Origin of the sequence: Dactylosporangium sp. NPDC048998, from assembly GCF_043197855.1 — a bacterium.
Lineage (GTDB): Bacteria > Actinomycetota > Actinomycetes > Mycobacteriales > Micromonosporaceae > Dactylosporangium.
On record NZ_JBICTV010000005.1, the window covers coordinates 234,931 to 261,122 of the forward strand.

At 75.0% G+C, this 26,192-nt stretch carries 28 protein-coding genes; 20 read left to right on the forward strand and 8 right to left on the reverse strand.

Features of this window, described 5'->3' with window-relative positions; translation table 11 throughout:
- Positions 1-12 precede the first annotated feature (12 nt).
- Positions 13-1,572 (reverse strand): malate synthase A, encoded by a 1,560-nt coding sequence (aceB, locus tag ACGFI8_RS14795; protein WP_392804480.1) that lies wholly within the window; start codon positions 1,570-1,572, stop codon positions 13-15.
- A gap of 131 nt (positions 1,573-1,703) precedes the next feature.
- On the opposite strand from aceB, the gene ACGFI8_RS14800 reads away from it, so the two are divergent.
- Positions 1,704-2,678: an FKBP-type peptidyl-prolyl cis-trans isomerase gene (locus ACGFI8_RS14800; RefSeq protein WP_392804482.1), complete on the forward strand. Its 975-nt coding sequence runs from the start codon at positions 1,704-1,706 to the stop codon at positions 2,676-2,678.
- Positions 2,679-2,756: 78 nt separating this feature from the next.
- Here ACGFI8_RS14800 and ACGFI8_RS14805 read toward each other — a convergent pair whose 3' ends face one another.
- Positions 2,757-3,977, reverse strand: a complete 1,221-nt coding sequence (locus ACGFI8_RS14805; protein ID WP_392804485.1) for a hypothetical protein — start codon at positions 3,975-3,977, stop codon at positions 2,757-2,759.
- 65 nt (positions 3,978-4,042) lie between these two features.
- Between ACGFI8_RS14805 and ACGFI8_RS14810 the strand changes: the two genes are divergently transcribed.
- On the forward strand, positions 4,043-5,812 hold the full coding sequence (locus tag ACGFI8_RS14810) for a thiamine pyrophosphate-dependent enzyme (RefSeq protein WP_392804487.1): 1,770 nt from the start codon (positions 4,043-4,045) through the stop codon (positions 5,810-5,812).
- A gap of 7 nt (positions 5,813-5,819) precedes the next feature.
- Positions 5,820-6,077 carry a DUF6343 family protein gene (locus ACGFI8_RS14815; protein ID WP_392804488.1) on the forward strand — a complete coding sequence of 86 codons (258 nt, stop codon included), beginning with the start codon at positions 5,820-5,822 and terminating at the stop codon, positions 6,075-6,077.
- Between the two features lie 2 nt (positions 6,078-6,079).
- On the opposite strand, the gene ACGFI8_RS14820 is transcribed toward ACGFI8_RS14815, so the two are convergent.
- Positions 6,080-6,430 carry a hypothetical protein gene (locus ACGFI8_RS14820; protein ID WP_392804491.1) on the reverse strand — a complete coding sequence of 117 codons (351 nt, stop codon included), beginning with the start codon at positions 6,428-6,430 and terminating at the stop codon, positions 6,080-6,082.
- Between the two features lie 85 nt (positions 6,431-6,515).
- Here ACGFI8_RS14820 and ACGFI8_RS14825 point away from each other — a divergent pair, with 85 nt between their 5' ends.
- Together ACGFI8_RS14825 and ACGFI8_RS14830 are read left to right on the forward strand one after the other, a co-directional pair.
- The gene (locus ACGFI8_RS14825) at positions 6,516-6,854 is read left to right on the forward strand and encodes a DUF952 domain-containing protein (RefSeq protein WP_392804494.1); all 339 of its coding nucleotides are present in this window, start codon (positions 6,516-6,518) and stop codon (positions 6,852-6,854) included.
- A 130-nt stretch (positions 6,855-6,984) separates the two neighbouring features.
- Positions 6,985-7,500, forward strand: a complete 516-nt coding sequence (locus ACGFI8_RS14830) for a gluconokinase (RefSeq protein WP_392804497.1) — start codon at positions 6,985-6,987, stop codon at positions 7,498-7,500.
- Between the two features lie 26 nt (positions 7,501-7,526).
- Here the strand turns inward: ACGFI8_RS14830 and ACGFI8_RS14835 are convergent, their stop codons facing one another.
- The gene (locus tag ACGFI8_RS14835; protein WP_392804498.1) at positions 7,527-8,036 is read right to left on the reverse strand and encodes a GNAT family N-acetyltransferase; all 510 of its coding nucleotides are present in this window, start codon (positions 8,034-8,036) and stop codon (positions 7,527-7,529) included.
- Positions 8,037-8,145: 109 nt separating this feature from the next.
- Here ACGFI8_RS14835 and ACGFI8_RS14840 point away from each other — a divergent pair, with 109 nt between their 5' ends.
- Positions 8,146-8,571, forward strand: a complete 426-nt coding sequence (locus tag ACGFI8_RS14840; protein WP_392804500.1) for an SRPBCC family protein — start codon at positions 8,146-8,148, stop codon at positions 8,569-8,571.
- Here the strand turns inward: ACGFI8_RS14840 and ACGFI8_RS14845 are convergent.
- Complete coding sequence (locus ACGFI8_RS14845) at positions 8,551-9,558, reverse strand: LLM class flavin-dependent oxidoreductase (RefSeq protein ID WP_392804503.1); 1,008 nt, start codon at positions 9,556-9,558, stop codon at positions 8,551-8,553. The genes ACGFI8_RS14840 and ACGFI8_RS14845 overlap by 21 nt on opposite strands.
- Before the next feature lie 128 nt (positions 9,559-9,686).
- Here ACGFI8_RS14845 and ACGFI8_RS14850 point away from each other — a divergent pair, with 128 nt between their 5' ends.
- From ACGFI8_RS14850 to ACGFI8_RS14880, 7 genes are all read left to right on the forward strand, one after another.
- Positions 9,687-10,796, forward strand: coding sequence for an amidase family protein (locus ACGFI8_RS14850; RefSeq protein WP_392804506.1), 1,110 nt, complete (start codon positions 9,687-9,689; stop codon positions 10,794-10,796).
- Positions 10,797-10,889: 93 nt separating this feature from the next.
- Positions 10,890-12,173 (forward strand): hypothetical protein, encoded by a 1,284-nt coding sequence (locus tag ACGFI8_RS14855; protein ID WP_392804508.1) that lies wholly within the window; start codon positions 10,890-10,892, stop codon positions 12,171-12,173.
- A 76-nt stretch (positions 12,174-12,249) separates the two neighbouring features.
- On the forward strand, positions 12,250-13,458 hold the full coding sequence (locus tag ACGFI8_RS14860; RefSeq protein WP_392804509.1) for an AAA family ATPase: 1,209 nt from the start codon (positions 12,250-12,252) through the stop codon (positions 13,456-13,458).
- Positions 13,455-14,684, forward strand: coding sequence for a VWA-like domain-containing protein (locus ACGFI8_RS14865; RefSeq protein ID WP_392804511.1), 1,230 nt, complete (start codon positions 13,455-13,457; stop codon positions 14,682-14,684). The genes ACGFI8_RS14860 and ACGFI8_RS14865 overlap by 4 nt, the downstream gene beginning before the upstream one ends.
- A 134-nt stretch (positions 14,685-14,818) precedes the next feature.
- Positions 14,819-15,568, forward strand: coding sequence for a metallophosphoesterase (locus ACGFI8_RS14870; protein ID WP_392804513.1), 750 nt, complete (start codon positions 14,819-14,821; stop codon positions 15,566-15,568).
- Between the two features lie 136 nt (positions 15,569-15,704).
- Positions 15,705-17,057 carry a glutamine synthetase gene (locus ACGFI8_RS14875; RefSeq protein ID WP_392804514.1) on the forward strand — a complete coding sequence of 451 codons (1,353 nt, stop codon included), beginning with the start codon at positions 15,705-15,707 and terminating at the stop codon, positions 17,055-17,057.
- On the forward strand, positions 17,058-18,173 hold the full coding sequence (locus tag ACGFI8_RS14880) for an amidohydrolase family protein (RefSeq protein WP_392804517.1): 1,116 nt from the start codon (positions 17,058-17,060) through the stop codon (positions 18,171-18,173).
- A gap of 32 nt (positions 18,174-18,205) precedes the next feature.
- Here the strand turns inward: ACGFI8_RS14880 and ACGFI8_RS14885 are convergent, their stop codons facing one another.
- Entirely contained in the window at positions 18,206-18,925 is a 720-nt protein-coding gene (locus ACGFI8_RS14885) for a hypothetical protein (RefSeq protein ID WP_392804519.1), read from the reverse strand.
- Positions 18,926-19,000: 75 nt separating this feature from the next.
- On the opposite strand from ACGFI8_RS14885, the gene ACGFI8_RS14890 reads away from it, so the two are divergent.
- Positions 19,001-19,867, forward strand: coding sequence for a LysR family transcriptional regulator (locus ACGFI8_RS14890; protein ID WP_392804521.1), 867 nt, complete (start codon positions 19,001-19,003; stop codon positions 19,865-19,867).
- 112 nt (positions 19,868-19,979) lie between these two features.
- Positions 19,980-20,513: a glycosyltransferase gene (locus tag ACGFI8_RS14895; RefSeq protein ID WP_392804524.1), complete on the forward strand. Its 534-nt coding sequence runs from the start codon at positions 19,980-19,982 to the stop codon at positions 20,511-20,513.
- 61 nt (positions 20,514-20,574) lie between these two features.
- On the opposite strand, the gene ACGFI8_RS14900 is transcribed toward ACGFI8_RS14895, so the two are convergent.
- Positions 20,575-21,039, reverse strand: coding sequence for a hypothetical protein (locus tag ACGFI8_RS14900; protein WP_392804526.1), 465 nt, complete (start codon positions 21,037-21,039; stop codon positions 20,575-20,577).
- A 49-nt stretch (positions 21,040-21,088) separates the two neighbouring features.
- Between ACGFI8_RS14900 and ACGFI8_RS14905 the strand changes: the two genes are divergently transcribed.
- The 4 genes from ACGFI8_RS14905 (at position 21,089) to ACGFI8_RS14920 (ending at position 24,148) form a co-directional block, all read left to right on the forward strand.
- Entirely contained in the window at positions 21,089-21,772 is a 684-nt protein-coding gene (locus ACGFI8_RS14905; RefSeq protein ID WP_392804529.1) for a response regulator transcription factor, read from the forward strand.
- On the forward strand, positions 21,769-23,019 hold the full coding sequence (locus tag ACGFI8_RS14910) for a sensor histidine kinase (protein ID WP_392804532.1): 1,251 nt from the start codon (positions 21,769-21,771) through the stop codon (positions 23,017-23,019). Before ACGFI8_RS14905 ends, ACGFI8_RS14910 begins: the two co-directional genes overlap by 4 nt.
- 78 nt (positions 23,020-23,097) lie before the next feature.
- Positions 23,098-23,421, forward strand: a complete 324-nt coding sequence (locus tag ACGFI8_RS14915) for a hypothetical protein (RefSeq protein WP_392804535.1) — start codon at positions 23,098-23,100, stop codon at positions 23,419-23,421.
- Between the two features lie 16 nt (positions 23,422-23,437).
- Positions 23,438-24,148, forward strand: coding sequence for a class I SAM-dependent methyltransferase (locus ACGFI8_RS14920; RefSeq protein ID WP_392804537.1), 711 nt, complete (start codon positions 23,438-23,440; stop codon positions 24,146-24,148).
- Positions 24,149-24,278: 130 nt separating this feature from the next.
- Here ACGFI8_RS14920 and ACGFI8_RS14925 read toward each other — a convergent pair whose 3' ends face one another.
- A complete protein-coding gene (locus ACGFI8_RS14925) occupies positions 24,279-24,656 on the reverse strand; it encodes a MarR family winged helix-turn-helix transcriptional regulator (protein WP_392804540.1) in 378 nt (125 codons plus the stop codon).
- A 108-nt stretch (positions 24,657-24,764) separates the two neighbouring features.
- Here ACGFI8_RS14925 and ACGFI8_RS14930 point away from each other — a divergent pair, with 108 nt between their 5' ends.
- Positions 24,765-26,186: an MFS transporter gene (locus ACGFI8_RS14930; protein ID WP_392804543.1), complete on the forward strand. Its 1,422-nt coding sequence runs from the start codon at positions 24,765-24,767 to the stop codon at positions 26,184-26,186.
- Positions 26,187-26,192: the final 6 nt, after the last annotated feature.

Genomic DNA, 26,192 nt, shown 5'->3' on the forward strand with positions numbered 1-26,192 from the left:
GACGGGGAGATGTCAAGGCATCCTTTCGTACGCCGGAATGGTCAGGAAGTCCACAAAGTCGTCGGCCACGGCCACCTCCATGAACAGCGCGCGGGCCGCGGCCAGATCCCCGCCGAGCGCCGCCAGCTCCTCGTCGGCGATGCGCTCGACCAGCTCCCGGGTGACCTTCTCGCCCGAATCGTCCAGCGTGACGTCGTTGTGCAGCCACTGCCACACCTGCGAGCGGGAGATCTCGGCCGTCGCCGCGTCCTCCATCAGGTTGTTGATCGCGACCGCGCCGGTGCCCTTGAGCCACGCGTCGAGGTACCGCACGCCGACGCTGACCGCGTTGCGCAGCCCAGCCTCGGTCCGCCCGCCCGGCGTCTGCCCGATGGCCAGCAGGTCGGCCGCGCCGACGGAGACGTCCTCGCGGAGCCGGTCGAGCTGGTTCGGCCGGTCGTGCAGCGCCGCGTCGAAGACCTCCCGGCAGACCGGGACCAGGTCCGGGTGGGCGACCCACGAGCCGTCGAAGCCGTCGCCGGCCTCGCGCGTCTTGTCCGCGGTGACCTTCTCCATCGCCACCCGGTTGACCTCGGGGTCGCGCCGGCTCGGGATGAACGCCGCCATGCCGCCGATCGCGTGCGCGCCGCGCTTGTGGCAGGTGCGCACCAGCAGCTCGGTGTAAGCGCGCATGAATGGCACCGTCATCGTCACCGAGTTGCGGTCGGGCAGCAGGAAGTCCCGGCCGCGGGTGCGAAACTTCTTGATCACGCTGAACATGTAGTCCCAGCGGCCGGCGTTGAGCCCGGCGGAGTGCTCGCGCAGCTCGTAGAGGATCTCCTCCATCTCGAACGCGGCCGGGAACGTCTCGATGAGCACCGTGGCGCGGATCGTGCCGGTCGGGCGACCGTAGCGCTCCTCCGCGAAGGCGAACACGTCGTTCCACAGCCGCGCCTCCAGGTGCGACTCCATTTTCGGCAGGTAGAAGTACGGCCGGGTGGCGAGGTGGTTGTGGAAGAAGTACAGCCCGAAGTCGGTCAACGACCCGGAGGTGCGCTGCCCGTCGACCAGGATGTGCTTCTCCGGCAGGTGCCAGCCGCGGGGCCGCACCACGATGGTCGGCCGCGCGCCGTCGGTCAGCGCGTAGCGCTTCCCCTCCGGCGAGGTGTACTCCAGCCGGCCGGCGATCGCGTCGCGCAGGTTGAGCTGGCCCTGCACGACGTTGTCCCACAGCGGGGTGTTGGCGTCCTCGTGGTCGGCGAGCCAGACCTTCGCGCCGGAGTTCAGCGCGTTGATGGTCATCTTCGCGTCGGTCGGCCCGGTAATTTCCACGCGGCGGTCCTCCAGGCCGGGCGCGGGTTCGGCGACCCGCCACTCGCCCTCGCGCACGTCGAGCGTCTCCGGCAGGAAGCCGAAGGTGCCGCCGTCGGCGAGCGTGGCCTCGCGCTCCTTGCGCAGCGCGAGCAGCTCCAGGCGCCGCTCGTCGAAGCCGCGGTGCAGATCTGCCAGGAAACTCAGAGCCTCGTCGGTGAGGATCTCGGCGAAGCGTTCGCCGAGCGGTCCGGTAATCTCGACGCCCGTAGCGTTGCCCATACGACCGACCTTAGGCCATATCGGGTGGGTACCCCGGTGCGTGCCGCGAAGCGTGTGGTATGGGAAGCTCTGCCGAACAAAACTCAGGTCCGTCCGTGTGCTGGGCCGTCCACCAGGGGAGTCGACGAACTGTGAGCGATCGGGGCAGAAACCGCCGCCCGGCAAGGTCGACCAAGGCCACCCCGCCGCAAGCGGCGGAGCCGGCCGAGCCGGACGCATCGACGGAGGCTGAGGAGTCGGCGTCCGTCATCACCGACACGACCGCCGCCGAGCAGACCGCGTCCGAGCAGACCGACTCGGACGAGACCGCCGCCGACGCGACGGACGCCGATGGCGACGCCGGTGACGATGCTGACGCCGGCGACGATGCGCCGGAAGAGCCGGAAGAGTCCGAGAAGTCCGAGAAGACGGACAAGTCCGACAAGTCGGCGAAGTCGAAGAGCAAGGCGCCCGCGCCGCTGACGAAGGCCGACAAGCGCGCCGCCGCCCGGGTCGCCGCCGCGAAGACCGCCCGGCGCCGCCGCACCGGCCAGGCGATCGCCGGCACGCTCATCGTCCTGCTCGCCATCGGCGGCGCGTTCGCCGGCGTGTGGTACTTCGGCAACCGCGCCGAGGAGCAGAAGACCCTGTGCAAGAAGCCGAACGAGTCCTCCTACCCGCCGCTGCTCGGCGGCTTCGACAAGCGGCTGGCCAAGGAGCCCACGACGGAGGCCGGCAAGGAGCCGAGCGTCGGCGTGCGCCACGTCGACGTGCTCATTCAGGGCAAGTGCAAGGCCGTGAAGCCCGGCGACACCATCGTGGTCAACTACGTCGGCCTGACGTACAAGGACGGCAAGGTCTTCGACTCGTCCTGGGAGCACAAGCAGACCTTCCCGGTCCAGGTCGGCATGGCCGAGCAGAACCAGCAGCCCCAGGTCATCGAGGGCTGGGACCGCGGCCTGGTCGGGCTCAAGGTCGGCAGCCGGGTCATCCTCGACATCCCGGTCAAGGAGGCCTACAACAACGCCCAGGGCTACCCGCAGGGCGACCTGCGCTTCTACGTCGACATCCTGGACATCCAGGCCCCGGACGCCTCGGGCGGCCTCACCGTCCCCGGCGGCAACTAGCGCATCGGTACCGCGCGGACCGGGCCCGGCTCCGCGCGGTACCGCATCCGGGCCGTGACCTCAGGGACCTCAGGGACCTCAGGGCCGGGTCGCGACCCGGCGCAGCCGTTCGACCACGCCGGGGTGGGGCCACTCGCGCAGCCGGTAGCGCTCCGGCGCCACCCCGGGCTCCGGCTCAAGGTCCACCTCGCGGGCGACCGCGTCCCATGCCACGAAGAACGTGTCGGCGACATCGGCCGAAGACTCGGCCCAAGACGCGGACGGGAACGCCACGAAGTCGGCGCGCGGCAGCAGCGTGTCGACCCCCTCGGCCCAGCTCGCGACCGAGAACACCGAGCCGTCGGGGCGCTGCGCGACCGTGCACGACGCCACGAACGCCTCGGTCTGCAGGTGCTCGGCCTGGGCCGAGTACTCCGACGACGCCGTCAGCACCTCGGTGCGGTGCGTGATCTCGTACATCGGGTCGCCGGGCGGGGCGAGGAACGGCACCACGGCGCCGTCATCGCCGACCGTGAGCGCCATCGGCGAGATCGGCCGGGCCGCCTCCAGATATTCCCGCTCGACGAGCTCGAACAGCTTGCCCAGGCCCTCCTGGGTGTCCTCGGCGGTGCGGCCGACCAGCATCACCCCGGTCGTGTCGGGCACGAACAGCAGCGGGGTGCCGCCGACCCGGGCCCGCTGGGCCGCGAGCCAGCCGTCGACGAACAGGTGCGAGGCCCAGTACGCGTCCCCGGACTCGACCATGCGGATCAGCGACCGGGGGCCGGGGCCGTCGCTCGCGTCGCTCGTGCGCCGGGCGAGCTCGGCCATGTTGCGCCGGGCCCGGTCGTACACGGTGCGCTCGGTGACGCCCCACTCCACGACCTGCTTCGCCGTCACGTAGATGATCGACGTGGGCTGGTCGACCACCACGAACTCGGCCAGGTACGGCCACGCCGGGCGGTGCAGCGGGCGCGCGGCGGGCGCGGCCATACCGAATGTCACCGTGCGCAGCAGCGGCCGCAGCAGCGGGGCGACCTCCTCCCAGCTCTGCGGCGCGCCCGGGTTGAAGATCACGGCGGCCAGGAACGTGGCGATGCGCTCCCGGCGCTCGGCGCGGCCGGCGCGGGCGCACTCGCGGAAGAGGCTGCCGAGGTAGGCGATCCCCGGCGAGTCCGTCTTCGAGTCGCGGCGCACCTCGATCGCGAATTGTTCCGGCAGATAGCGCGCCTGAGCCACGCCCGCGTCGCGCATCGCGGTGAGCACCCGGCGGGCGAAGCGGTCGTGCGGGGTGCCGCGGAGCCGGTCGAGCAGTCCCATGTGGCTGCACGGTACCGGATCGCCGCCGGAGGTTTGGATGCGACGGATGCGGCAAAGCGCACCGTATGACGAAGCAGACCGTGGGCGAGGCGATCATCGCTCGGCTGGCCGCCTGGGGCGTGGACACCGTGTTCGGGTTGCCGGGCGACGGCATCAACGGCCTGATGGAGGGCTTGCGGCGCAACGCCGACCGGGTCCGGTTCGTGCTCGTGCACCACGAGGAGGCGGCCGCGTTCATGGCCGTCGCGCACGCCAAGGCGACCGGCCGGCTCGGCGTCTGCATGGCCACGTCCGGGCCCGGCGGCATCCACCTGGCCAACGGGCTCTACGACGCCAAGCTCGACCACGCCCCGGTGCTGGCGATCACCGGGATGCAGGAGTCGGGCGTGCTCGGGACGGCGTACCAGCAGGAGGTACACCTGGACCGGCTCTTCGAGAACGTGGCCGAGTACAACGAGCCGATCGTCAATCCGGCGCAGGTGCCCGCGCTGGTCGACATCGCTGTGCGCACCGCCCTGGCCCGCCGCGGCGTGGCACACCTGACCGTCCCCAACGACGTACAGGTCGCCACCGCGGGTGACAACCCGTACGAGGAGGTGGGGCCGGTCCGCGGGCCCGCGACCAAGCCGGTGTGGGTCTCGCCGCCCGCCCGCCCCGCCGACGACGACCTGCAGGCCGCCGCCGACCTGCTCAACGCGGCCGACCGCCCGGCGATCCTGGCGGGCGTCGGCGCGCGCGGGGCCGGCGCCATCGTCGAGCTCACCGCCGACGTGCTCGGCGCGCCGATCGTCAAGTCGCTCCTGGGCAAGATGGTCGTGCCCGACGATTCGCCGTTCGCCCTCGGCGGCCTCGGGCTGCTCGGCACCGCGCCGAGCGAGGACCTCATGGACGAATGCGACGCGCTGCTCATGGTGGGCACGAACTTCCCCTACACGAAGTTCCTGCCCGAGCCCGGGCAGGCGCACATCGTGCAGATCGACGCCGAGGCCACCCGCGCCGGGACGCGCATCCCGACCGACGTGCCGCTCGTCGGCGACGCCGCGGCCACCCTGGAGTCGCTGCTGCCGCGGCTGCGCCGCCGGGAGGACCGCAAGCACCTGCGCCGGTACCAGGAGAAGATGCGCGACTGGCGGGAGCGCATGGCGGGGCTGGAGAACGCGGAGCGCTCGCCGATCGCGCCGCAGTACCTCGCCGCGGCCCTGAACCGCGCCGCCTCCACCGACGCGATCCTGTGCTGCGACTCTGGCACGGTGGCCACCTGGGCGGCGCGGCACTGGCAGATCGTCGGCCGGCGCGAGTTCTACATGTCGGGCACGCTCGCCACCATGGCGCCCGGGCTGCCCTACGCGATCGCGCTGCAGCACGAGTACCCGGGCCGGCAGTGCATCGCCTACATCGGCGACGGCGGCTTCGCCATGCTCATGGCCGAGTTCCACACCGCGGCCCGCTACGGCCTGCCGATCAAGGTCGTCATCAACAACAACAACGCGCTCGGCATGATCGTCTGGGAGCAGATGGTGCTCGGCTTCCCGGAGTACGGCGTCCGCTTCGGCGACCCCGCCCCCGACTACGCCTCGTGGGCGCGCGGCTGCGGCGGCTTCGGCGTCCACGTCAGCGAGCCGGGCCGCCTGGAGGAGGCGCTACGCGAGGCGCTCGCCTACGACGGCCCGGCCCTCGTCGACGTCGCGGTCGACGCGAACGAGCCGCCGATGCCCGCGAAGGTCACCTACCAGCAGGCGGTGCGCTTCGCCGAGGCGTTCCTGCGCGGCCAGCCGCATCGCGCCGCGATCGCCACCACCATCCTCGAGGACAGGATCACGCAGCTGAAGGGATGATCGAACGATGCGCGCCCAGCCCCGGGGCGCCCGCGGCGACATCGGGCACCCGTACAGCGCCCTGAACCTCCGCCTGGTCCTCGCGCTCTTCGGCCTCGTCGTCGGTGTGGCGCTCGGCGTCCTCTCGCTGACCGCCGGGCTGACCTGGCTGGCGGTCGCGCTGTTCGTCCTGGCGGCGACGGCGCTGGTCGACTCGGTCGTGGTGGTGCTGCGCCGCCGCGCCCGCTCCCGCGAGGGCGGCGGCCGCGGCTCGCTCTTCGAATAGCGTCAGCGGTGCTCGGTAGCGCGGTGCACGCCGGTGCGGCGGACCGAGCGGTACCACAGCCTCGACCGCGCGACGCTCATCGAGACGCCGCCGGGCACGCGCATCCCGCCCAGGCCGACGACGCCGCCGACCAGGACCACGCCGGCGAATGCCAGCAGGCCGGAGCCGGCGAGCACGGAGATGATGCGGTCGTCGCTCTCCGTGACGGCGGTGGTCCCGTTCGGGTGGACGGTCGTGGCGTTGGACCGCTCGACCATCGGCGGCGGATCCGGTTCGCGTGCCGCCTCCGCCGCGCTCAGTGTGCCCACCATCAGCGCCGCGCTCGCGACGCACAGCCATGCCCTGGTCTTCATCGCGGGGCACGCTAGGCGGCGGCCGGGTGAGCCGTCGCCGCCCGCCGCCCACCCGGCGGGGGTGAATCGTGGCAGAGTGAGGCGCGTGCCGATCTACAAGATCCTGCTCCCCGCAGAGTGGTCCGCGTTCGAGGCCGCCGGAGCGTCCGGCGTGTTCGAAGGCTCGCCGCTGGACCGGGCCGACGGGTTCGTCCACCTCTCCGGCGACGACCAGGTGGCGGGCACCGTCGGGCGGTACTTCGCCGACCAGCCCGAACTCGTCATCCTCGCCGTCGACCCGGAGCCGCTCGGGGAGGCGCTCAGGTGGGAGCCGAGCCCGTCCGGCGGCACCTACCCGCACCTCTACGCGCCGCTGCCGAGATCCGCGGTCGCCGCCGTTCACCGGATAACGGATACATCCGATCTGTCGGCCGTGTTCGGCTGATCACGTCGGGCCGGCCCAGCGCGTCGTGGCGATCGCGGTCATGGCTGGTACCTCCCCCTCGAGCCTCCGTACCGCTCGGCGTAGCGGGGATCGACGTGTGGCGAGCCCGGCGCGCGGGTACGGTGTCGGCATGCCAGACGCGCCCCCGGTGTTCATCGTGATGGGCGTCGCCGGCACCGGGAAGACCACCGTGGGCACGCTGCTGGCGACCCGGCTCGGCTGGCGCTACGCGGAGGCCGACGACTTCCACCCCGCCGCCAACGTGGCCAAGATGGCCGCCGGCATCCCGCTCACCGACGCCGACCGGGAGCCCTGGCTGGCGGCGATCGGCCACTGGATCGACGAGCGCGCCACCGCCGCCGAGCCGGGCGTCGTGACGTGCTCGGGCCTCAAGCGGGCGTACCGCGACCGGCTCCGCGAGGACCGGCCGCAGGTGCACATGGTGTTCCTGCAGGGCTCACCCGAGCTGATCGCGCGCCGGCTCGCGGCCCGCCACGGCCACTTCATGCGCGTGGAGATGCTCGACAGCCAGTTCGCCGCCCTGGAGCCGCCGGCGCCGGACGAGGCCGCGACCGAGATCTCGGTCGAGCGACCGCCGAACGAGATCGTCGACGCGATCCTGAAGGCCCACCCGGACGTGACCTGACCGCCGGCCCCTTCGCGGGGCGGGCGTCAGCGGTCGCCGCGGAGGCGGCCGTAGACGAGGACGTCGCGCCAGGCGCCGTCGCGGAACTCCGCCGAGCGCAGGATGCCCTCGGCGAGGAAACCCACCTTCTCGAGGGCCTTCTGTTCGGGGATGTTCTCCGGCTGGATGCGCGCCTCGATGCGCTGCGCCGGGGTGCTGGCGAACAGGTAGTCGCACAGCAGCGTCTGGGCCCGCCAGCCGACGCCGCGGCCGCGCCACTCCGGCAGCAGGACGATGCCGACCCCCCAGTACTGCGCCAGGCCCGACCCGATGGCGAACCAGTGCACGAACCCGGCCGCGGTCTCGTCCGCCTCGACCATGAGGCGGCCGTCCTCGGCGCCGAGGTATCCGTCCTGCGCGAAGCGCCGAGCCGGGCCGTTCGGCTCGTGATAGCCGGTCCAGGCCGCCCCCGCCAGGCCCGGCTCGGTGGCGAACCGGCGGAACATCGCCAGGTCGCCCTCCAGCACCGGCCGCAGCCGCACCCAGGTCTTGTTCACAGCCCCCACCTCACTCGACCTGCAAGATCGCCCGCCATCTTCGCTGATGATCGCGGTCGCCGCCATCCGGCGTATCGTCCGTAATCGCGTGACGCTACCGTCTCAGGCCATGGCCGTCGATGTCTTCGCGCACTCGTTCGTCGTCGCCGCGGCGCCCGGGGAGGTGCGCGTGCACTTGGCCGACCCGCACTCCTACGTCGGGCTGTCGCCGCTGGTGGTGGCGGTGCGCGACGTGCGGCGCGACGGCGACGTGGTGCGTTACGTCGCCGTGGAGCGCTTCGGCCTCTACCGCAACGCGATCCGGGTGACGATGACGGTGGGCGAGGCGCGGATCGTCAGCGAGGTGGTCAGCCCGGGCCGGGTGCGGCTGCGCGCCGAGGTGGATCTGGCGCCGCACGGGGACGCCGCGGGGCACACCGCGGTCACCGAGACGATCACCGTGCGGTCGCCGGCGCTGCTGCGGAGGTTCGTGGTCCGGCAGGCCCGGGGCGTCCAGCAGTCCCGCGCGCTGGAGCTAACCCGCCGCTTTGCGTAGCGCGGGCGCGACCTCGGTGCGGATCAGCTCGAACGAGCGGGCCCGGGCCTCCAGGTCGTACACCATGCAGGTCAGCATGAACTCGTCGGCGCGGGTCGCTTCCAGCAGCTCGATCAGCTGCTTGCGGACCGTGTCCGGGGAGCCCAGGGCCTGCCCCTCGCGGCGCTGCAGCACGAACTCGCGCTCGCGGTCGCTGTAGGGATAGGCCGCCGCCTCCTCGGGCGTGGCCAGCGGCTCCGGCCGCCCGGAGCGCAGCCGCAGGAACGACAGGGCGCTCGGCCCGGACAGGAACTCGGCCTCCTCGTCGGTCGGGGCCGCGATCGCGCTCACCGCGACCATCGCGTAGGGCTCGGCGAGCCACCGCGACGGGCGGAAGTTGGTGCGGTACAGCGCCAGCGCCGGCAGCGTGTTCTGCGCGCTGAAGTGGTGGGCGAACGCGAATGGCAGGCCGAGCGCGCCGGCCAGCTGCGCGCTGTAGCCGCTGGAGCCGAGCAGCCACACGTCGGGCTTGTCGCCCTTGCCGGGAGAGGCGAGGATGCGCCCCTCGCCGTCGAAGTAGGCGATGAGGTCCTGCAGCTCCTCGGGGAAGTTCTCCGCCGAGAGCCCCTCCATCGTGCGGCGCAGGGCGAGCGCCGTGTACTGGTCGGTGCCGGGCGCCCGGCCGATGCCGAGGTCGATGCGGCCCGGGTGCAGCGCCTCGAGCGTGCCGAACTGCTCGGCCACCACCAGCGGGGCGTGGTTGGGCAGCATCACCCCGCCGGAGCCGACCCGGATCGTGGACGTGGCGGCGGCGAGGTGCGCGAGCAGGACGGCGGGCGAGGAGCTCGCGATGGCCGGCATGTTGTGGTGCTCGGCGACCCAGAACCGGCGGTATCCCAGCGCCTCGACCCGGCGGGCGAGCTCGGTGGTGTTGCGCAGGGCCTCGCCGTTGGAGCCGTTGACAGCGACCGGCGCGACGTCGAGCACGGAAAGCGGAAGTTCACTCACAGACCATGGTCAACACGGGGCCGGGCGGCGATATTCCCCGCAGTCCTGAGCAACGCCGACGGGCAAGGGGCCCTCGCCGCCGCGGCGTGGCAGGGCGCGCCGGGCTGGTAGCGCAGTACCCTGCTCACGTGACAGCTGACCCTAGCGTCTGGCGGGTCAAGGGCATGCCGCTGGCGCCGGCCACCGGCCACGGCCCGCTGGACGGGCTCCGCCTCGCGGTCAAGGATCTCTTCGCCGTCACCGGCTTCGCGGTCGGCGGCGGCAACCCGGCCTGGCTCGCCGAGGCCCTGCCGGCGGCCGAGGACGCCCCGGCGCTCGCCCGGCTGCGCGCCGCGGGCGCGCACGTGCAGGGCATCGCGCACACCGACGAGCTCGCCTACTCCCTGTCCGGCAGCAACCTGCACTACGGCACGCCGCCCAACCCGGCCGCGCCCGGCCTCGTCACCGGCGGCTCGTCCAGCGGCCCGGCCTCGGCGGTGGCCACCGGCCACGCCGACGTCGGCCTGGGCACCGACACCGGTGGCTCGATCCGCGTGCCGGCGTCGTGCTGCGGCCTGTTCGGGCTGCGGCCCACCCACGGGGCCGTCCCGACGCAGGGTGTGCTGCCGCTCGCGCCGTCGTTCGACACCGTCGGCTGGATCACGCGCGACGCGCGGACCCTGGCCGCGGTGGGCGACGTGCTGCTGCCGCCGGGCCCGCAAGGCCCGCCGTCGCGCATGCTCTGCGTCGGGGGTACGGCGGAGGCCGCGGCCCTGCTCGGCCCGCCGGTGACCGAGGTGACGCTGTCCACCTGGGACGACCCCGACCCGCTGCTGCTGGCCTTCCGGCAGGTGCAGGCGGCGGAGGCGTGGCGGGCGCACGGCGCCTGGATCGAGGCCCACCCGCGCGCCCTCGCCGCCGACGTCGAGGGCCGGTTCCGCTTCGGCGCGCAGGTCTCGGCGCAGGACGAGGCCGGCGCCCGGGCGCGGCTGGCCGCGTGGCGGGCCGAGCTGCTCGACCTGCTCGGCGACGACGCCTGGCTGGCCCTGCCGGCCGGCGGGCCCGGCCACCCGCGCGAGCTTAGCCCGGCCGGCCGCGACTCGTGGCGCCGGGAGACGCTGCGCTGCGCCGTCCCGGCCAGCGCCTACGGCCTGCCGAGCGTCTCCGTGCCGACCGGCGCCTCGCCGCCGGCCGGCATCGCGCTCGTCGGCCCGCCCGGCAGCGACCGTGCCCTGCTGGGGCTCCTCGTTGGACGGTGAGGCCTGACAGGCGGTGCGGGGGCGTTGTACGCTACCCGCGATGCTTACCTACAAGCGCAGATCGGGGGTCCCGTCCGCCAAAGGTGAGTGCTGATGCGCACTCACGAAGCGAACGGTGAAGCCCGGCTTCTCTTCTGGCTGCGGATACGTGAGTTCGCCGTGCCGCCGCCGATGATCGAATCAGCCACCGCGCGGCGCGCCGCCGGGGACTGGGGCGGGGCCTGCGCGGCGGCGCGGGTCGACGTCGACCTCAACCTGCGCATCCTCGCGAAGACCCGCGGGCACGAGCTCGCCGGGCTGGTGCGGGCCGACCTGCGGCACCTGGCGCCCGACCTGCTGCGCTGGCACATGCCGCGGATCGCGCCGGACGGGCTGCTGCGGCCGGGGCTGACCGTGGCCCTGGCCCGGTACGAGCCGAGCGGCACGGGCGGGCTGCATCTCGTCGCCCGCACGCCGCCCGCCTGGGCCGGCGCCGGGCAGCGGATCAGCCTCGCGCTGTGGGACGGGGGCGGCTCGTGCGGGCACCCGCATCCGCGGCCCGACCGGCACTTCCGGCTCGACCTGCACCGCCACCTCTGGGACGCCCGGCGGGCCGGGGAGCTTCCCGAGCGGTCCGGCGGGCCGGGCCGGTGGGCGGCGGAGGCCGAGATCCTGCGGCGGGCCGACGGGCGGGGCGACGACGAGGCCGTGGTCGTGCGGCTCGGCGGGCGGCGCCGGCTGCTGCTCGAGCGCTCCGGCCGGACCCGGCCCGCCCGCCGGGGCGGCGCGGCGCCGCCGGTCCTGCCGCACGCGGCGACGTGGGAGCCGCCCGACGCCGGCCTGCTGCGCGCCGGGCTGATCGACGCCGGTCGGCTGCATCCGCTCGTCGCGCAGGCGCTCACACCGAGACAGGCGCCCCGCCGCCGCGACGACGACAACGGTGGTCCGGGCGGCGACGGCGGGTCGCGGTATGTCGACTGCCGCGGTGCCCGGCACCGGATCGGGCTCGTGGACGGGGCGCTCATCGCGCTCGACCACGACCCCGGGCAGTTGCGCCGGGAGGAGCTGCTCGCCGCGCTCGGCGGGCCGCCGCTGCCCTGCCTGCAGGCCATCGACGAGGCGCACCGGCGTCCGGAGTGCCTCGACGACGTCCGCGCCCGGCTCGACCACGGCGACGCCGACGGGGCGCTCGCCGCCGTCGAGGGGCTGCTCGGGCCGGGCGTGCTGCCGCGCAGCGGCGCCCTGCGCGACGCCCTGGAGACGGCGGCGCGGCGGCGCCTCGCGCACGGCATGTTCCGCGCGGGGCTGGACCCGCGCGCGCCGGACGCGCCGCCCCGCCGCGATCCCCGCCGGCGCGGCGACGTCCGCGCCCGCCCGCGCAACGCTGAGAAACCCTGAGCAACGCCGACGGCCGCCCCGTCGCGGCCCCTGAAGCTCGCCACCGTTTCCCTTCACACACCCAAGGTGATGCCGCATGCCCACCCTCGATGTCGCCGCCGACCTGCTCGCCCTGCTGCGCGACACGGACACCGAACCGCGCGCCGACGCGCAGCTGGAGGCCCTGACCCTCGCCGTCGCCGCCGATCTGCCCGTGCTGCTGTGGGGCGAGCCGGGCATCGGCAAGACCGCCGCGCTCAACCAGCTCGCCGAGGCGCTCGACCTGCCCCTGACCACGGTGATCGCCAGCGTCCACGAACCGTCTGACTTCGCGGGGCTGCCCGTGCTCGGGGACGATCCCGCGGTGCACGGCGTGCCGATGGCGCCGCCGGACTGGGCCGTACGGCTGGTGCGGGCCGGCCGCGGCCTGCTCTTCCTCGACGAGCTGTCCACCGCGCCGCCGGCCGTGCAGGCCGCCCTGCTGCGCCTCGTGCTGGAGCGGCGGGTCGGGGCGCTGCGCCTGCCGCCCGGCGTGCGGATCGTGGCCGCGGCCAACCCGCGCGCCTCGGCCGCCGACGGCTGGGAGCTCAGCGCGCCGCTGGCCAACCGGTTCGTCCACCTGCAGTGGACGTACGACCACGACGTCGTCGTGCGCGGGCTCGGCGGCGTATGGCCGCGGGCCGCCCTGCCGCGGCTGGACCCCGGGCGGCTGCGCGAGGCCGTCGCGTACGCCCGGCGCGCCGTGTGCGGGCTGCTGTCCGCCCGGCCGGGCCTGGTGCACAAGCTGCCCGGCGGCGAGACCCGCCGGGGCGGGGCGTGGCCGTCGCCGCGCAGCTGGGACATGACGCTGCGGCTGGTCGCGTTCGCCACCGCCGCGGGCACCGACCGCGACGTGCTGTCGATGCTGGTGCGCGGCACGGTCGGCGACGGCCCCGGGCTGGAGCTGCTAGCGAGCCTCGACCGGATGGACCTTCCGGACCCCGAGCAGCTGCTCCAAAACCCTTCCGCGGCGGTACTGCCGGAGCGCGGCGACCTGCGCCAGGCCGTCCTCGACGGCGTGGTCGAGGCGGTGCGCCGGCGCCCGGACCGCGCCCGCTGGGAGGCGGCGTGGGCGCTGCTGGCCCGCGCCGCCGAGACCGGCCCGGCGGACCTCGTGGTCGTGCCGGCCGCCACGCTCGCCGCGCTGCGCGACGACGAGTGGGAGGTACCGGCGGCGATCGAGCGGCTGGCCGGCGCGGTGTCGCTGTCCCAGCGCGCCGACCGGGCGCAGGTCCGCGAGGAGGCGACCGCGGGGGCCGGCCGATGACCGAGCCCGCGCTGGACCTGCCGAAGCTGCTCGCCGCGCGGCTGCACGCGACGCGGATGCGCCCGTACCTGGCCACGGCCCTGTTCGCGCTGCACCCGGTGCCCTCCCGGCTGGTGCCGACGATGGCGGTGGACCGGCACTGGCGCTGCTACGTCTCGCCCGCGTTCGTCGAGCGCACCCCGCTGGAGGAGCTCGCCTCGGTCTGGGTGCACGAGGTCTCGCACCTGCTGCGCGACCACCACGGCCGCGGGGACCGGTTCGCCGCGCGGCGCGACCTGTCCGGCCCCGGAGAGCGGCTGCGGATGAACATCGCCGCGGACTGCGAGATCAACGACGACGCGTACGGCGACGGGCTGCCCAGCCCCGAGGGTGCCGTCGAGCCCGCGACGCTGGGCCTGGCCGCGGGCGAGCTGATGGAGGACTACCTGCTGCAGTTCCGCCTCGGGCCGTACACCCAGGAATGGGTCTGGCTCGACTGCGGCAGCGGGGCCGACGGCCTGGACCGGGCGTGGGACCTCGGGCCCGACGGCGCGCACGGGCTCAGCGCGCAGGAGCGCGACGCGGTCCGGTTCCGGGTGGCGGAGGGCATCCGCGGCCGGGGCGACGTGCCGGGAGGCTGGCAGCGGTGGGCGGAGGAGGCGTTCCACCCGCCGCAGCCGTGGCGCGACCTGCTGGGCGCGGCGGTCCGCGCGGCCGCCTCCGCCGCCGGGGCGGGCGACGACTACACGTACGCCCGCCCGGCGCGCCGGTCCGCCTCCCTGCCCGGCGTGATCCTGCCGAGCCTGCGCCGCCGCCCGCCGCGCGTCAGCGTGGTCATCGACACGTCGGGCTCGGTCAGCGACGCCGAGCTGGGCAGCGCGCTGCTGGAGGTCGCCGCGATCGCCCGCGCGGTCGGCGGCCGCCGCGACCTGGTCACCGCGGTGCCCTGCGACGCCGCGGCGCCGCTGGTGGTCCCGCTGTGCGGCGCCGAGGGCATCCCGCTGACCGGGGGCGGCGGCACCGACCTGCGCGAGGGCTTCGCCCGGGCGCTGCGCGGCACGCCGCGCCCGGACGTCGTCGTGGTGCTGACCGACGGCCAGACGCCGTGGCCGGAGCGCCGGCCGCCGTGCCGCACGGTGGTGGGCCTGTTCCCGCGCGCCACGGCGCGGCGGCGCTGGAGCGAGCAGGACCCCGATTACGTGCCGGACTCGCCTCCGGCGTGGGCCCGGGTGGTCACGATCGGCTGACCGACTCCCGGCGTGCCGCGCTGTTCACCGCGCGGCCACGCTGCGGTAGGCCGCGGGCGCGGACGGCGTCGTGGTCTGCCGCGGTACCTTCGACTGGAGCGTGCGCCGCCGGCTCGGCTGAGGAGGGTGCCCCGATGGCCACCATCGCGATCATCGGCGACGTGGGCGGCTGCCTGGAGCAGCTCGCCGCTGCCGTCGCGGCGCTCGACGACCCCGACACCATGGTCATCCAGGTCGGCGACCTGGTCGACCGTGGCCCGGACAGCGCCGGCGTGCTCGCCTACGTGGCCGGCCGCCCGCCGCGGCGGTGGATCCAGCTGGCCGGCAACCATGACGCGCAGTACTTCGGCGCAGAGCCGTTCTGGCCCGAACGCCTGGGCGTGGCCGAGGCCGCCGTTCTGCGCGACTGGTGGCTGCGCGACCGGCTGCGGGTCGCCGCCGCGGTGCGCACCGCCGACGGCGAGGAGCTGCTCGTCACCCACGCCGGCCTGACCGCCGGCGCGTGGCGCGAGCTGGGCGAGCCGGTCACCGCGGCCACCGCCGCCGCCCTGCTCAACACCCGCCCGGAGCCGCTGCTGTGGCGCGCGGACGGCCCGCTGTGGGCCGAGGCGGCGACCCGGCTGTACCCGTCGTGGCTGGAGGCCGGCCCGCCGATGCCGTTCTCCCAGGTACACGGCCACTCCACCATCGTCGACTACGGCCTGCGCGCCTGGCGCTGCCGCGAACGCATCCAGCAACGCTCCACAGTGGACTGGCAGGCGCGGCACACCGTCACCCGGACCGCCGCCGCCCGCTTCGTCGCCGTCGACCCGAGGCACGGCCACCACGGAGCCCCGTCGTGGGCTCCGCTGATCCTGCGCGACGCGACGCTGCTCGACGGGTGAGCGACGGGCAGGAGGCGGCCATCCTCGACGAGCTGCGCCGCCGGCAGGCCGACGCCGTGGTGGTCCGCGCGCCCTCACCGGGTGATCGAAGCCCGCGGGCCGAAGTCTGCCGGGCAAACTCGGACAGAATGTCCGCATGGACCGGGCACATCTCGCCGAACGGGCCCGCGACTCCGCCGCGGCGCTCGCCGCCCAGGGCGTCCACGCCGTCGCGCTGACCTGGGTCGACAACGCCGGAATCACGCGGGTCAAGACCGTTCCCGCCGGCCGTCTGCCCGACGCCGCCGCCTGGGGCGTCGGCATGTCCCCGGTGTTCGACGTCTTCTGCCTCGACGACTCCGCGACCACCAGCCGGCACATCGGCGGCCCGACCGGCGATCTGCGCCTGCACCCCGACCTGGACCGGCTGACCGTGCTCGCCGCCCAGCCCGGGTGGGCCTGGGCGCCGGTCGAGCGCTGGACCCAGGAGGGCGAGCCGCACCCGGCCTGCCAGCGCCGGTTTGCCCGGACCATGGTGGAGCGGGCCGCGGCGGCCGGGCTCACCCTGCGGATGGCCTTCGAGGTGGAATGGTTCCTCGGCGCCGACGCCGAGGACCCGCGGCCCGCCGGCACCGGCCCCGCCTACGGCATGACCCGGCTCGTCGAGCTGTCCGACTACGGCGACGACCTGCTCGCCACGCTCGCAGCGCAGGGTGTCGCGGTCGAGCAGTACCACCCCGAGTACTCACCCGGTCAGCTCGAACTGTCGGTCGCGGCCACCGACCCGGTCGCCGCGGCGGACGCCAACGTCCTGGTGCGCCAGACGATCCGCGCCGTGGCCGCCCGTCACGGCCTGCGGGTGTCGTTCGCCCCGGTCGTCACCGCCGGTCAGGTCGGCAACGGGGGGCACCTGCACTTCTCGGTGCGCGACGCGGACGGCGCCCTGTTCGCGGGCGGCGCCGGCCCGTACACCCTGACCGGGCGCGGCGAATCCGTCCTCGCCGGGGTGCTGGCGCGGCTGCCGGCGCTGTGTGCGATCGGCGCGCCCGGCGTGGCCAGCTACCTGCGACTGGTGCCGCGGCGCTGGGCCGGCCCGTACCAGTGCTGGGGCCGGGAGAACCGCGAGGCCGGGCTGCGGTTCGTCACCGGCGTGGCGGGCCACGGCGACCAGGCCGCCAACGCGGAGCTCAAGTGCGTCGACGGCGCGGCCAACCCATATCTCGTGGCCGGCGCGCTCTGCGCCCTCGTCCTGGACTCGGTCGGCGCCGGGCTGCGGCTACCGCCCGAGATCACCGTCGACCCGGCGTCGCTGCCGGACGTCGACCGGCCGCCCCGGCTGCCCGCCTCGCTGCCCGAGGCGATCGGCCGCCTGGAGGCAGACGACGGCCTGCGCGCCGCGATGGGCGAGGCGCTGTTCGATGCCTTCCTGGCGGTACGCCGGGCCGAGGTGGACCTGTTCGCCGACGCCGAGCCCGCCGACGTCGCGGCCGCGACGCGGTGGCGGTACTGAGTGGTCCACATCCCGGAGCTGGTCGACGCGCACTGCCACGGCGTCGTGGCCGACGCCGTCGACGCGGACGCGTTCGCGCTGTGGTGCAGCGAGGCGTCGGTGCCCGCCCCGCCCGGCGTGTCGTACCTGGACGGCCCGCTCGGGCTGGCGGTGCGCCGGTGGTGCGCGCCGCCGCTGGACCTGCCGGCGCACGCCCCCGCCGCGGCCTATCTGGCCCGCCGCGCCGAGCTCGGCGCCGACGAGGTGACCCGCCGGATGCTGCGCGCGGCCGGGCTCGCGACCCTGCTGGTCGACACCGGGTTGCGGGCCCGGGCGGATCGGTGGCTCGGCGCCGACGGGCTCGGCGAGGCCGCCGGCGCCGAGGCGGCCGAGGTGGTACGGCTGGAAACGGTGGCCCAGCGGGTCGCGGCGTCCGGCGTGACGGCGTCCGGCTTCGCCCCCGCGTTCGCCGCGGCCCTCGCCGACGCCACCCGCGGCGCGGTGGCCGTCAAGTCGGTGCTCGCGTACCGGCACGGCCTCGGCATCGACCCGGAGCGGCCGCCGGCCCGCGCGGTCACCGCGGCGGTCGGCGAGTGGCTGCGCGTCGGCGGCGGCCGGCTCATCGATCCGGTGGTGCTGCGGCACGTGCTGTGGTGCGGCGTCGACACCGGGCTGCCGGTCCAGGTGCACACCGGCTTCGGCGACCGCGACCTGGCGCTGACGCGCGCCGATCCGGCGCTGCTGCAGCCCTGGCTGGCCGCCGCCGAGCCGAGCGGCGTGCCGGTCGTGCTGCTGCACTGCTACCCGTACCATCGGCACGCCGGCTGGCTCGCGCAGGTCTATCCGCAGGTGTACGTCGACGTGGGGCTGACGCTCGGGCACGTGGGCGGCCGGGCCGGCCCGGTGCTCGCCGAGTACTTCGAGCTGGCCCCCTTCGGCAAGCTCCTGTACTCCTCCGACGCCTACGGCCTGGCCGAGCTGTTCCTCGTCGGCGCCGCCCAGTTCCGGGCCGCCCTGACCCAGCTCGTGACCGAGTGGACCGGCGCGGGCGTACTCGCCGCGACCGACGCGCGGCGGCTGGCCTCCGCGGTCGCCGCGGACAACGCCCGGCGGGTGTACCGCCTGCCGGGGGCGTAGGTTCCGGCCCGATGTGACGGGCCGGCCGCCGGTCAGTGGACCGTCGCCGCGCTCGTGGCGACCGCGGCCTCGGCGAAGGCGCGGATGACCGCGTGGCAGCGCGAGCCGTCGCCGGCCAGCTCCGGCTGGAACAGCGTGCCGAGCATGAACGGGTGGCCGGACAGCTCCGCGATGCGCACCTCGCCGGTGCCGTCGTGGCCGGTGAAGCGCAGGCCGTGCGCCTCCAGCAGCGGCAGGTAGGCGTGGTCGAGGCCGTATGCGCAGTGGTACCGCTCGACCGAGCGCTCCACGCCGAAGATCCGCTCCGCGAGGCTGCCGCGCGTCAGGTGCACCGCGCCCTCGTGCCCGACGAGCGAGCACGACAGCGGCACGATGAGCGGCCGCTCGCCGCCCGGGTCGCTCTCGGCGTGCGTGGCGTCGGCCAGGCCGCACAGGTTCCGGGCGATCTCCAGCAGCAGGTGCTGGAAGCCGCCGCAGGTGCCGAGGAAGGCGATGCGGTGCTCCCGGGCGGCCCGCACGGCGGCGAGGGCGCCCGCCTCGTCGCGGTACGGCGAGCCCGGCAGCAGCCAGATGCCGTCGAACCCGGCCAGCCCGGTGCCGGCGACCTCCTCGGTCGGGATCCAGTACGCGTCCAGGGCCAGCCCGTGCTGCTCGCGCAGGACGTCGATCAGGCCGGGGACGCGGGTGTGCGAGCGGACGTGGGCGGACCGGTCGCCGATCAGCGCGACGCGGGCCGTGCGGGTTGTCGTCATGGCTCGAGCCTGCCGTGAGCTGCCTTCATCAGTCCAACGACTCTTTGCGGTACCGACATAAGGAATCATGATGTCGTGGACCCGCACCTGCTGCGCACCTTCGCCGCCGTGGCGCGGCTGGGGTCGTTCTCCGCCGCCGCGGACGAGCTCGGCTACACCCAGTCGGCCGTCTCCCAGCAGATCGCCGCGCTCGAGCAGGACGTCGGCGCGCCGCTGCTGCGCCGCCGCCCGGTCGCCCTCACCGATGCCGGCGCGCGGCTGCTCGAGCACACCGGCCCGATCCTGCTGCGGCTGGCCGCGGCGCGCGCCGACGTCGCCCGGCTCTCCGGCCCGCCGCCGGCCACGGTGGTCCTCGGGGCGACGCCGCTGTGCGGCCTGGACGCCGGACGGCTCGTGGCGGTGCAGCGCGCCATGCCCCGCGTCGCGTTCACGCTGCGGGTCGCCGGGCGCTCCGAGATCGCCACCGGCGTCGCCACGGGCCGGCTCGACCTGGGCCTGGTCGACGGCGTCACCGCACCGAGCGACCCGCTGTCGCTGCCGGACACCGGCCAGCTCGACACCGCGGTCGTCGCCGAGCGGCCGGTGGTCGTGGCGCTGCCGGCCGGCCATCCGCTGGCGGGGCGCCGCTCGCTGCGCCTGGCCGACCTGGCCGACGCGGTCTGGCTCGACGCACCGGAGGCCGCCACGCCGCCCGCGCAGCTGCGCGCCCTGGCCCGCGCGGAGGGGTTCCGGGGCGGGCTGGCCTACCCGGGCACCGACACCGGCGCGCTGCTGGCCCTGGTCGCCGCCGGCGCGGGCCTGGCGCTGCTGCCGGCCTCGGCGCTCACCCCGGCGCTGCGCGGGGTGCCGGTGGCCGAGCCGCGCCTGGTGCACCGCACCGAGCTCGTCCACGGCTCGCTGACCGGCCCGGCCGCCGCGCTGCGCGCGGCGCTCAGCGCCTGACGAGCCTGCAGACGAACGGTGAGTTGTGGCTGTCGATATCTGATTCCTAGACTGCCGCGGCAGGAGTAATCCGTCGGCGACCTTGGGTCGGGTGTGCTTGCGTTGGATCGGCATGGCTGAGCGGCAAGAGCTTGCCCACCCCGAATCCCATCCCCGATACGTGTTGGTCACCGCGGCCCGGGACGAGGGCGAGCGACTCGTGCGCACCATCGCCGGCGTGCGCGCCCAGACGCGGCCGCCGCTGCGCTGGGTCATCGTCGACGACGGCTCGGTCGACGACACCGCCGACGTGGTGCGGCGCCACATCGAGGGCGCCGACTGGATCACCCTCGTGCGGCGGACCGCGAACCGGCCGGCCGACTTCGCCTCGAAGGTGTTCGCCGTGCGCGACGGGTTGGCGCGGCTGGAGGGGCTGGATTACGACTTCGTCGGCACGCTCGACGCCGACATCGCCGTCGGCGCCGACTACTTCGAGCGGCTCTTGGACGTGTTCGCGGGCACGCCGCGGCTCGGCATCGCCGGCGGCCAGCTCGTCGAGGAGTACGACGGGCGCAGCGTCCGGCAGCGCATCACAAGGTCCGAGCGCTCGTCGACGACCACCGCGCCGGCCGCCACGACCACCATAAGATCATCTTCAGCCTGGTGAGCCTGGAACTCTGGCTCCGCCGCGCCGCGGTGTCCCTCTGACAGCCGCCCCTCCCGGGCGGCTATTCGTCGCCGACGATGGCCAGGGCCGGGTCGCCGTCCTGGCAGGTCACCCGGGCGCGCACGGCGCCGCCGCCGGAGCGGGCCTTGAAGCGCAGCGACACCGCCGGGGCCGGGCCGCGCGCCACGTGGTCGGCCTCCCAACCGGCCCGCGGGATCCACGAGACCAGCGTGGCCAGGCCGTCCGTGCACGACGCGACCAGGCTGCCGCCGTCGGTGGTCAGGGCGCGCGTCGCCGCGGACGGTACGGCCGGGGAACCGGACGGCGTCGCGGAACCGGACGGCTCCGGTGGCGGCAGCGACGGCGTCGGCGACAGCTGGGCCTGCACCTCGGACTCGCGCAGCGGCTCGTCCGACAGGCCGAACAGGCCGCGGCGCAGGGAGTTCACCGCGCCGATCGAGGCGGCCGTCGCCAGGGCCGCGGCCGCCAGCCACGCCCCCACCGCCAGGGGCCAACGCATCCTCATGCCGACCAGTCTGCGCGGGGGCACGCTAACGAATGGTTAACCTCCCCATATGGCGAAGGTGCTGATCGTGGAGGACGACGCGACCATCCGCACCGGCATCGTGCGGGCCCTCGCCGGGCGCGGGCACGTGGTGGTGCCCGCCGCAACCGCGCTCGACGGCCTCAAGCTGGCCGTCGCCGAGGCGCCCGACGTCGTGCTGCTCGACCTCGGCCTGCCCGACCTCGACGGGCGCGAGGCGCTGCGCATGCTGCGGGCGGTCAGCCAGGTGCCGGTCATCGTCGTCACCGCGCGGCGTACCGAGGGCGAGATGGTGCGGGCGCTGGACGCCGGGGCGGACGACTACGTGGTCAAGCCCTACGGCGCCGACCAGATCGATGCGCGCATCCGCGCCGTGCTGCGCCGCACCGCCCGGCCCGAGGAGCGCGACCCCACGGTCGAGGCCGACGGGGTGCGCATCGACCCGCGGGCCCGCACGGCCACCCTGGACGGCGCGGGCCTGGACCTCACGCCGCGCGAGTTCGACCTGCTGTACTTCCTCGTCGCCCGCGCCGGCGAGGTCGTCTCCAAGCGGGAGCTGCTCACCGAGGTGTGGCAGGTGGCGTACACGGCCGCGGACAAGACCGTCGACGTCCACCTGTCCTGGCTGCGGCGCAAGCTCGGCGAGACCGCGCAGGAGCCGCGGCGCATCCACACCGTGCGCCGCGTCGGCGTGCGCTTCGGGCTGCTGCCGTGAGGCGCCGCCTCGCGCTGCTGGTCAGCGCGGCCATGGCGCTGGTACTGGTCGCGTTCCTGGTGCCCCTCGCGCTGCTGCTGCGCGCCGCGGCCGAGGACCGCGCGGTCGCCGCCGCGGCGGCCCAGGCGCAGGCGCTGGGCGCGCTGGTCGCCACCGCCGATTCCCAGTCGCTGCGGCTCAGCGTCGAACAGGCCAATGTGGACGGTGCGCACCCGGTCACCGTGTTCCTGCCCGACGGTACCGTCGTGGGCGCCCGGGCCGAGCGGACCCCGGCGGTGCGCCTCGCGGCCCAGCGCGGCAGCTTCACCGTCGCCCATCCGGACGGCCGGGAGGTCGTCGTCGCCGTGCAGGGCCTGCCCGGCGGCACCGCGGTCGTCCGCTCGTTCGTCCCCGAAGCGGACCTGCGCCGCGGCGTCGCGCGGTCCTGGCTCGTGCTCGCCCTCGTCGGCGCCGGGCTGCTGCTGCTCGGCCTCGCCGTCGCCGACCGGCTCGCGGTCGCGGTCGTCCGTCCGATCAGGACACTCGCCGCGGTCTCCGAGGGGCTCTCCGCCGGCGACCTGGACCGCCGCGCCCCGGCCGGCGCCGGGCCGCCCGAGGTGCGCGCCGTCGCCGCCGCGCTCAACCGGCTCGCCGCGCGGATCCGCGACCTGCTGCGCCAGGAGCGCGAGGCCGCCGCCGACCTCTCGCACCGGATGCGCACCCCGATGACCGCGCTGCGCCTGGACGCCGAGGGCCTCGCCGACCCGGCCGAGGCGGCGCGGATGCTCGAGCACGTGGCCGCCCTGGACCGGGCGCTCACCGCGGCCATCGAGGACGCCCGGCGGGAGCGCGGCGCGCCCGCGTGCGACGCTGCGGCGGTCGTCGCCGAGCGGGTCGCGTTCTGGGCGGTGCTCGCCGAGGACCAGGGCCGCGCCGTGCGCACGGAACTGGACCCGGGCCCGCTGCCGGTCGCGGTGTCCGCCGCCGATCTCGCCGCCGCCGTGGACGCGCTGCTGGGCAACGTCTTCGCGCACACCGACGAGGGCGTCGGGTTCGCGGTCGCCCTGCGCGGGATCGCGCGCGGCGCCGCGCTGGTCGTGCAGGACGACGGCCCCGGCTTCGACCCGGCGGCCGGCGCGCGCGGCGTCAGCGGCGGCGGCTCGACCGGCCTGGGCCTCGACATCGCCCGCCGCACCGCGGAGTCCACCGGCGGCCGCCTCACGGTCGCGGGTTCCCGGGTGACCCTGGAGCTCTTAACCGATCCTTAGCCCCGCGCCAGGACCCCGTTGACGCAACGCCCGGCACCGTTTGTGGCACAAGCACAAGCGATGGAAGGTGTACCGCACATGCGCAGACTCCTGGTGATCAGCGCCACGACCGCCGCGGTCCTGGCGATCGGCGGCACGGCCCTCGCGGCCAACGGCCCGGGTTCTGGCTCGGGTTCTGGCTCGGGTCCGGGCCGCCACGACGACGACCCGGCCCGGGTCGTCGTCGACGATTCCGCGACCCGCGGCACGGCCGACGACAACCCCACGCCGCACGGCAGCCGCACGCCGGGCGGAACCCCGTCCGCCGGCCCGTCGATGGACGACCACGGCGGCCTCCGCGGCGGGCACGGCTCCGACGACCCGGCCGGGGACGATCATGGGGGTTCCCGCCACCGGCATTAGCTGCGATCATGTCGCGGTGCCCCTGCTCGACGACGACGCCCTCGCCGGATCGGCAGTGGTGGCGAACTCCGCGATGAACCGCGAACGGCAACTCTCCGGCGTCAACAGCTACGAGCGGGAGCTCGGCTTCGACCCCGTCGACGTGCTCGCGGCCCTGCTGCGCGTCACCGGTGCGCCGGACACGGTCGCCTGGCTCGACCTGTGCTGCGGCTCCGGCCGCGCGCTGATCCAGGCGGCCGGCCGGCTGGACGAGCAGGGCGTGGCCGGCCGGGTGCTGGTGCAGGGCGTCGACCTCGTGGACGCCTTCGACCCGGCCCCGGACGTGCCCTGGCTGCGGCTGACCGCGGCGCCCGTGCTCGCATGGGCGCCGCACCGGCGGTACGACCTCATCACCAGCGTCCACGGCCTGCACTACGTCGGCGACAAGCTGGGCCTGCTGGCCCGCGCGGCGGGGTGGCTGACCGACGGCGGACGGCTGGTCGCCGACCTCGATCTCGCCGCGGTGCGGCTGGCCGACGGTTCCCCGGCCGGCCGGCGCCTGGCCACGGACCTGCGCGAGGCCGGCTTCAGCTACGACGGCCGCCGCCGGCGGATCGGGCGGGACGACCGCGGCGACGTCGCGCTGCCGTACGAGTACCTCGGCGCCGACGACCGGGCCGGCCCCAACTACACCGGCCAGGACGCCGTGCACTCCCACTACCGGCGCAGGAACGCCGGCGCGGCGTAGCCCAGCCGATCGGCGAAGACGTCCCCGCCGACCTTGCCGACGCGTCGGTGTGCGGTGGCGGCGGCGATCCTGGCCGGCGTGACCGAGCCCGACGCGGTGCGCCGGCACCGCCGGGTCGGGTCGAACGGTGTCAGGCGGGCTGCAGGTGCTCGGCGAGGATCGCCAGGTGGGTCCGGCGCGCGGCGGTGTGCCGGGCCAGGCCCTCGTCCGTGAGGTTGACGAACACGCCGCGCCGGTCGGCCTCGCACAGCGCACGGCCGACCAGGCCGTGCTTCTCCAGCCGGGCGACCGCGCGGGACAGGGCGCTCTGGCTCAGGTACATGTCCGCGGCGAGATCTTGCATGCGTCGCTTCTCACAGTCCTGCGCGAAGAGACGGTCGAGGATCTCGAACTCGCTCATGGTCAGCCCGTGGCGCTCCTGCAGGGCCCGCTCGAGATGCCCCGCGACCTCGTTGTAGCTGGTCAGCAGCGAGCGCCAGCGCTCGATCAGGGCTCCCTCGGACCTCATGCGCGGCATCCTACTCCTCCCCGTATGCGATTGCACCTGCATTAAATGCGCGCGGATTTAGTGCATGGACATTGAATGCACACGCATCTAGCGTCTCCGCTCGTGACTATGACACTCACCAAAGCACCACGGGCGGCAGAGCAGGTCTGGACTCCACGGCTCTGGGGCGTGCTGGCGGTGCTGTGTGCCGTGCTGTTCCTCGACGGGCTCGACGTCTCCATGGTCGGCGTGGCGCTGCCCTCGATCGGCAGCGAACTCGGCCTGTCGACCACCTCGCTGCAGTGGATCGTCAACGGGTACGTGCTGGGGTACGGCGGCCTCCTCCTGCTCGGCGGGCGCACCGCCGACCTGCTCGGCCGGCGCCGCATCTTCCTCGTCGCGCTCGGCGTCTTCGCCGTCGCGTCGCTGATCGGCGGCCTGGTCGACGACGGCGGACTGCTGATCGCCACCCGGTTCGTGAAGGGGCTGGCGGCCGCGTTCACCGCGCCGACCGCCCTGTCGATCCTCACCACCACCTTCCACGAGGGCCCGGCCCGCAACCGCGCGCTGTCGGTGTTCTCGGTCTTCGGCGCGAGCGGGTACTCCTCCGGCCTCATCCTCGGCGGCCTGCTCACCAGCGTCGGCTGGCGCTGGACGTTTCTGATCCCGGTCCCGCTCGCGGTGGCCGCGCTGGCCGCCGGCATCGCGCTCATCCCGCGCGACCGCCCGGCCGCCGACGGCGGCCACGACCTGGCCGGCGCGGCCACCTTGGTCGGCGGCATGCTGCTGGCCGTCTACACGGTCGTGTCGGCCCCCGCGCGCGGCTGGCTCGCCCCGGCGACCCTGGGCTTCGCCGCCGCGGCGGTCGCGCTGCTGGCCGGGTTCGTGGCCATCGAGCGGCGGGTGCGCCATCCGCTCATCCGCCTGGGCATCCTGCGGATCGGCTCCGTCGTGCGGGCCAACCTTGCCATGATCGCGCTGTTCGGGTCGTACCTGAGCTTCCAGTTCATGATGACGCTGTACCTGCAGGACGTCCTGCACTGGTCGCCGTTGCGGATGGCCCTGGCGCTGCTGCCGGCGGGCCTGCTCGTGGCGTTCGGCTCGCCGTTCGTCGGCCGGCTCATCACCCGGCACGGCACGCCCCCGCTGATCGTCGGCTCGATGCTGTCGATGAGCCTCGGCTACGGCTGGTTCCTGCTCACCGCGGGCAGCGCCCCGCACTACGCGGTCACCACGCTGCCGACGATGCTGCTGCTGGGCGGAGGGTTCGCGTTCGGCTTCAGCTCGATCATGGCCCAGGCCACCGACGGCATCGCCGACGCCGAGCAGGGTCTGGCCTCCGGCCTGGTCCAGACGTCCGGCCAGGTCGGCGCGGCCCTCGTCCTGGCGGTCGTGACCGCGCTGGTCGCGGCCGGCGCCCCGGCGGGCGGCGCCGACTTCGGCCAGTTCCATCCGGGCATCAACCTGGTGACCGGGGTGGCCGTGGCCGGCCTGCTGCTGAGCCTCGTGCCGCTGCTGGGCCGCCGCGCAATCGGCGCCCACCGCGTCTGATTCGGG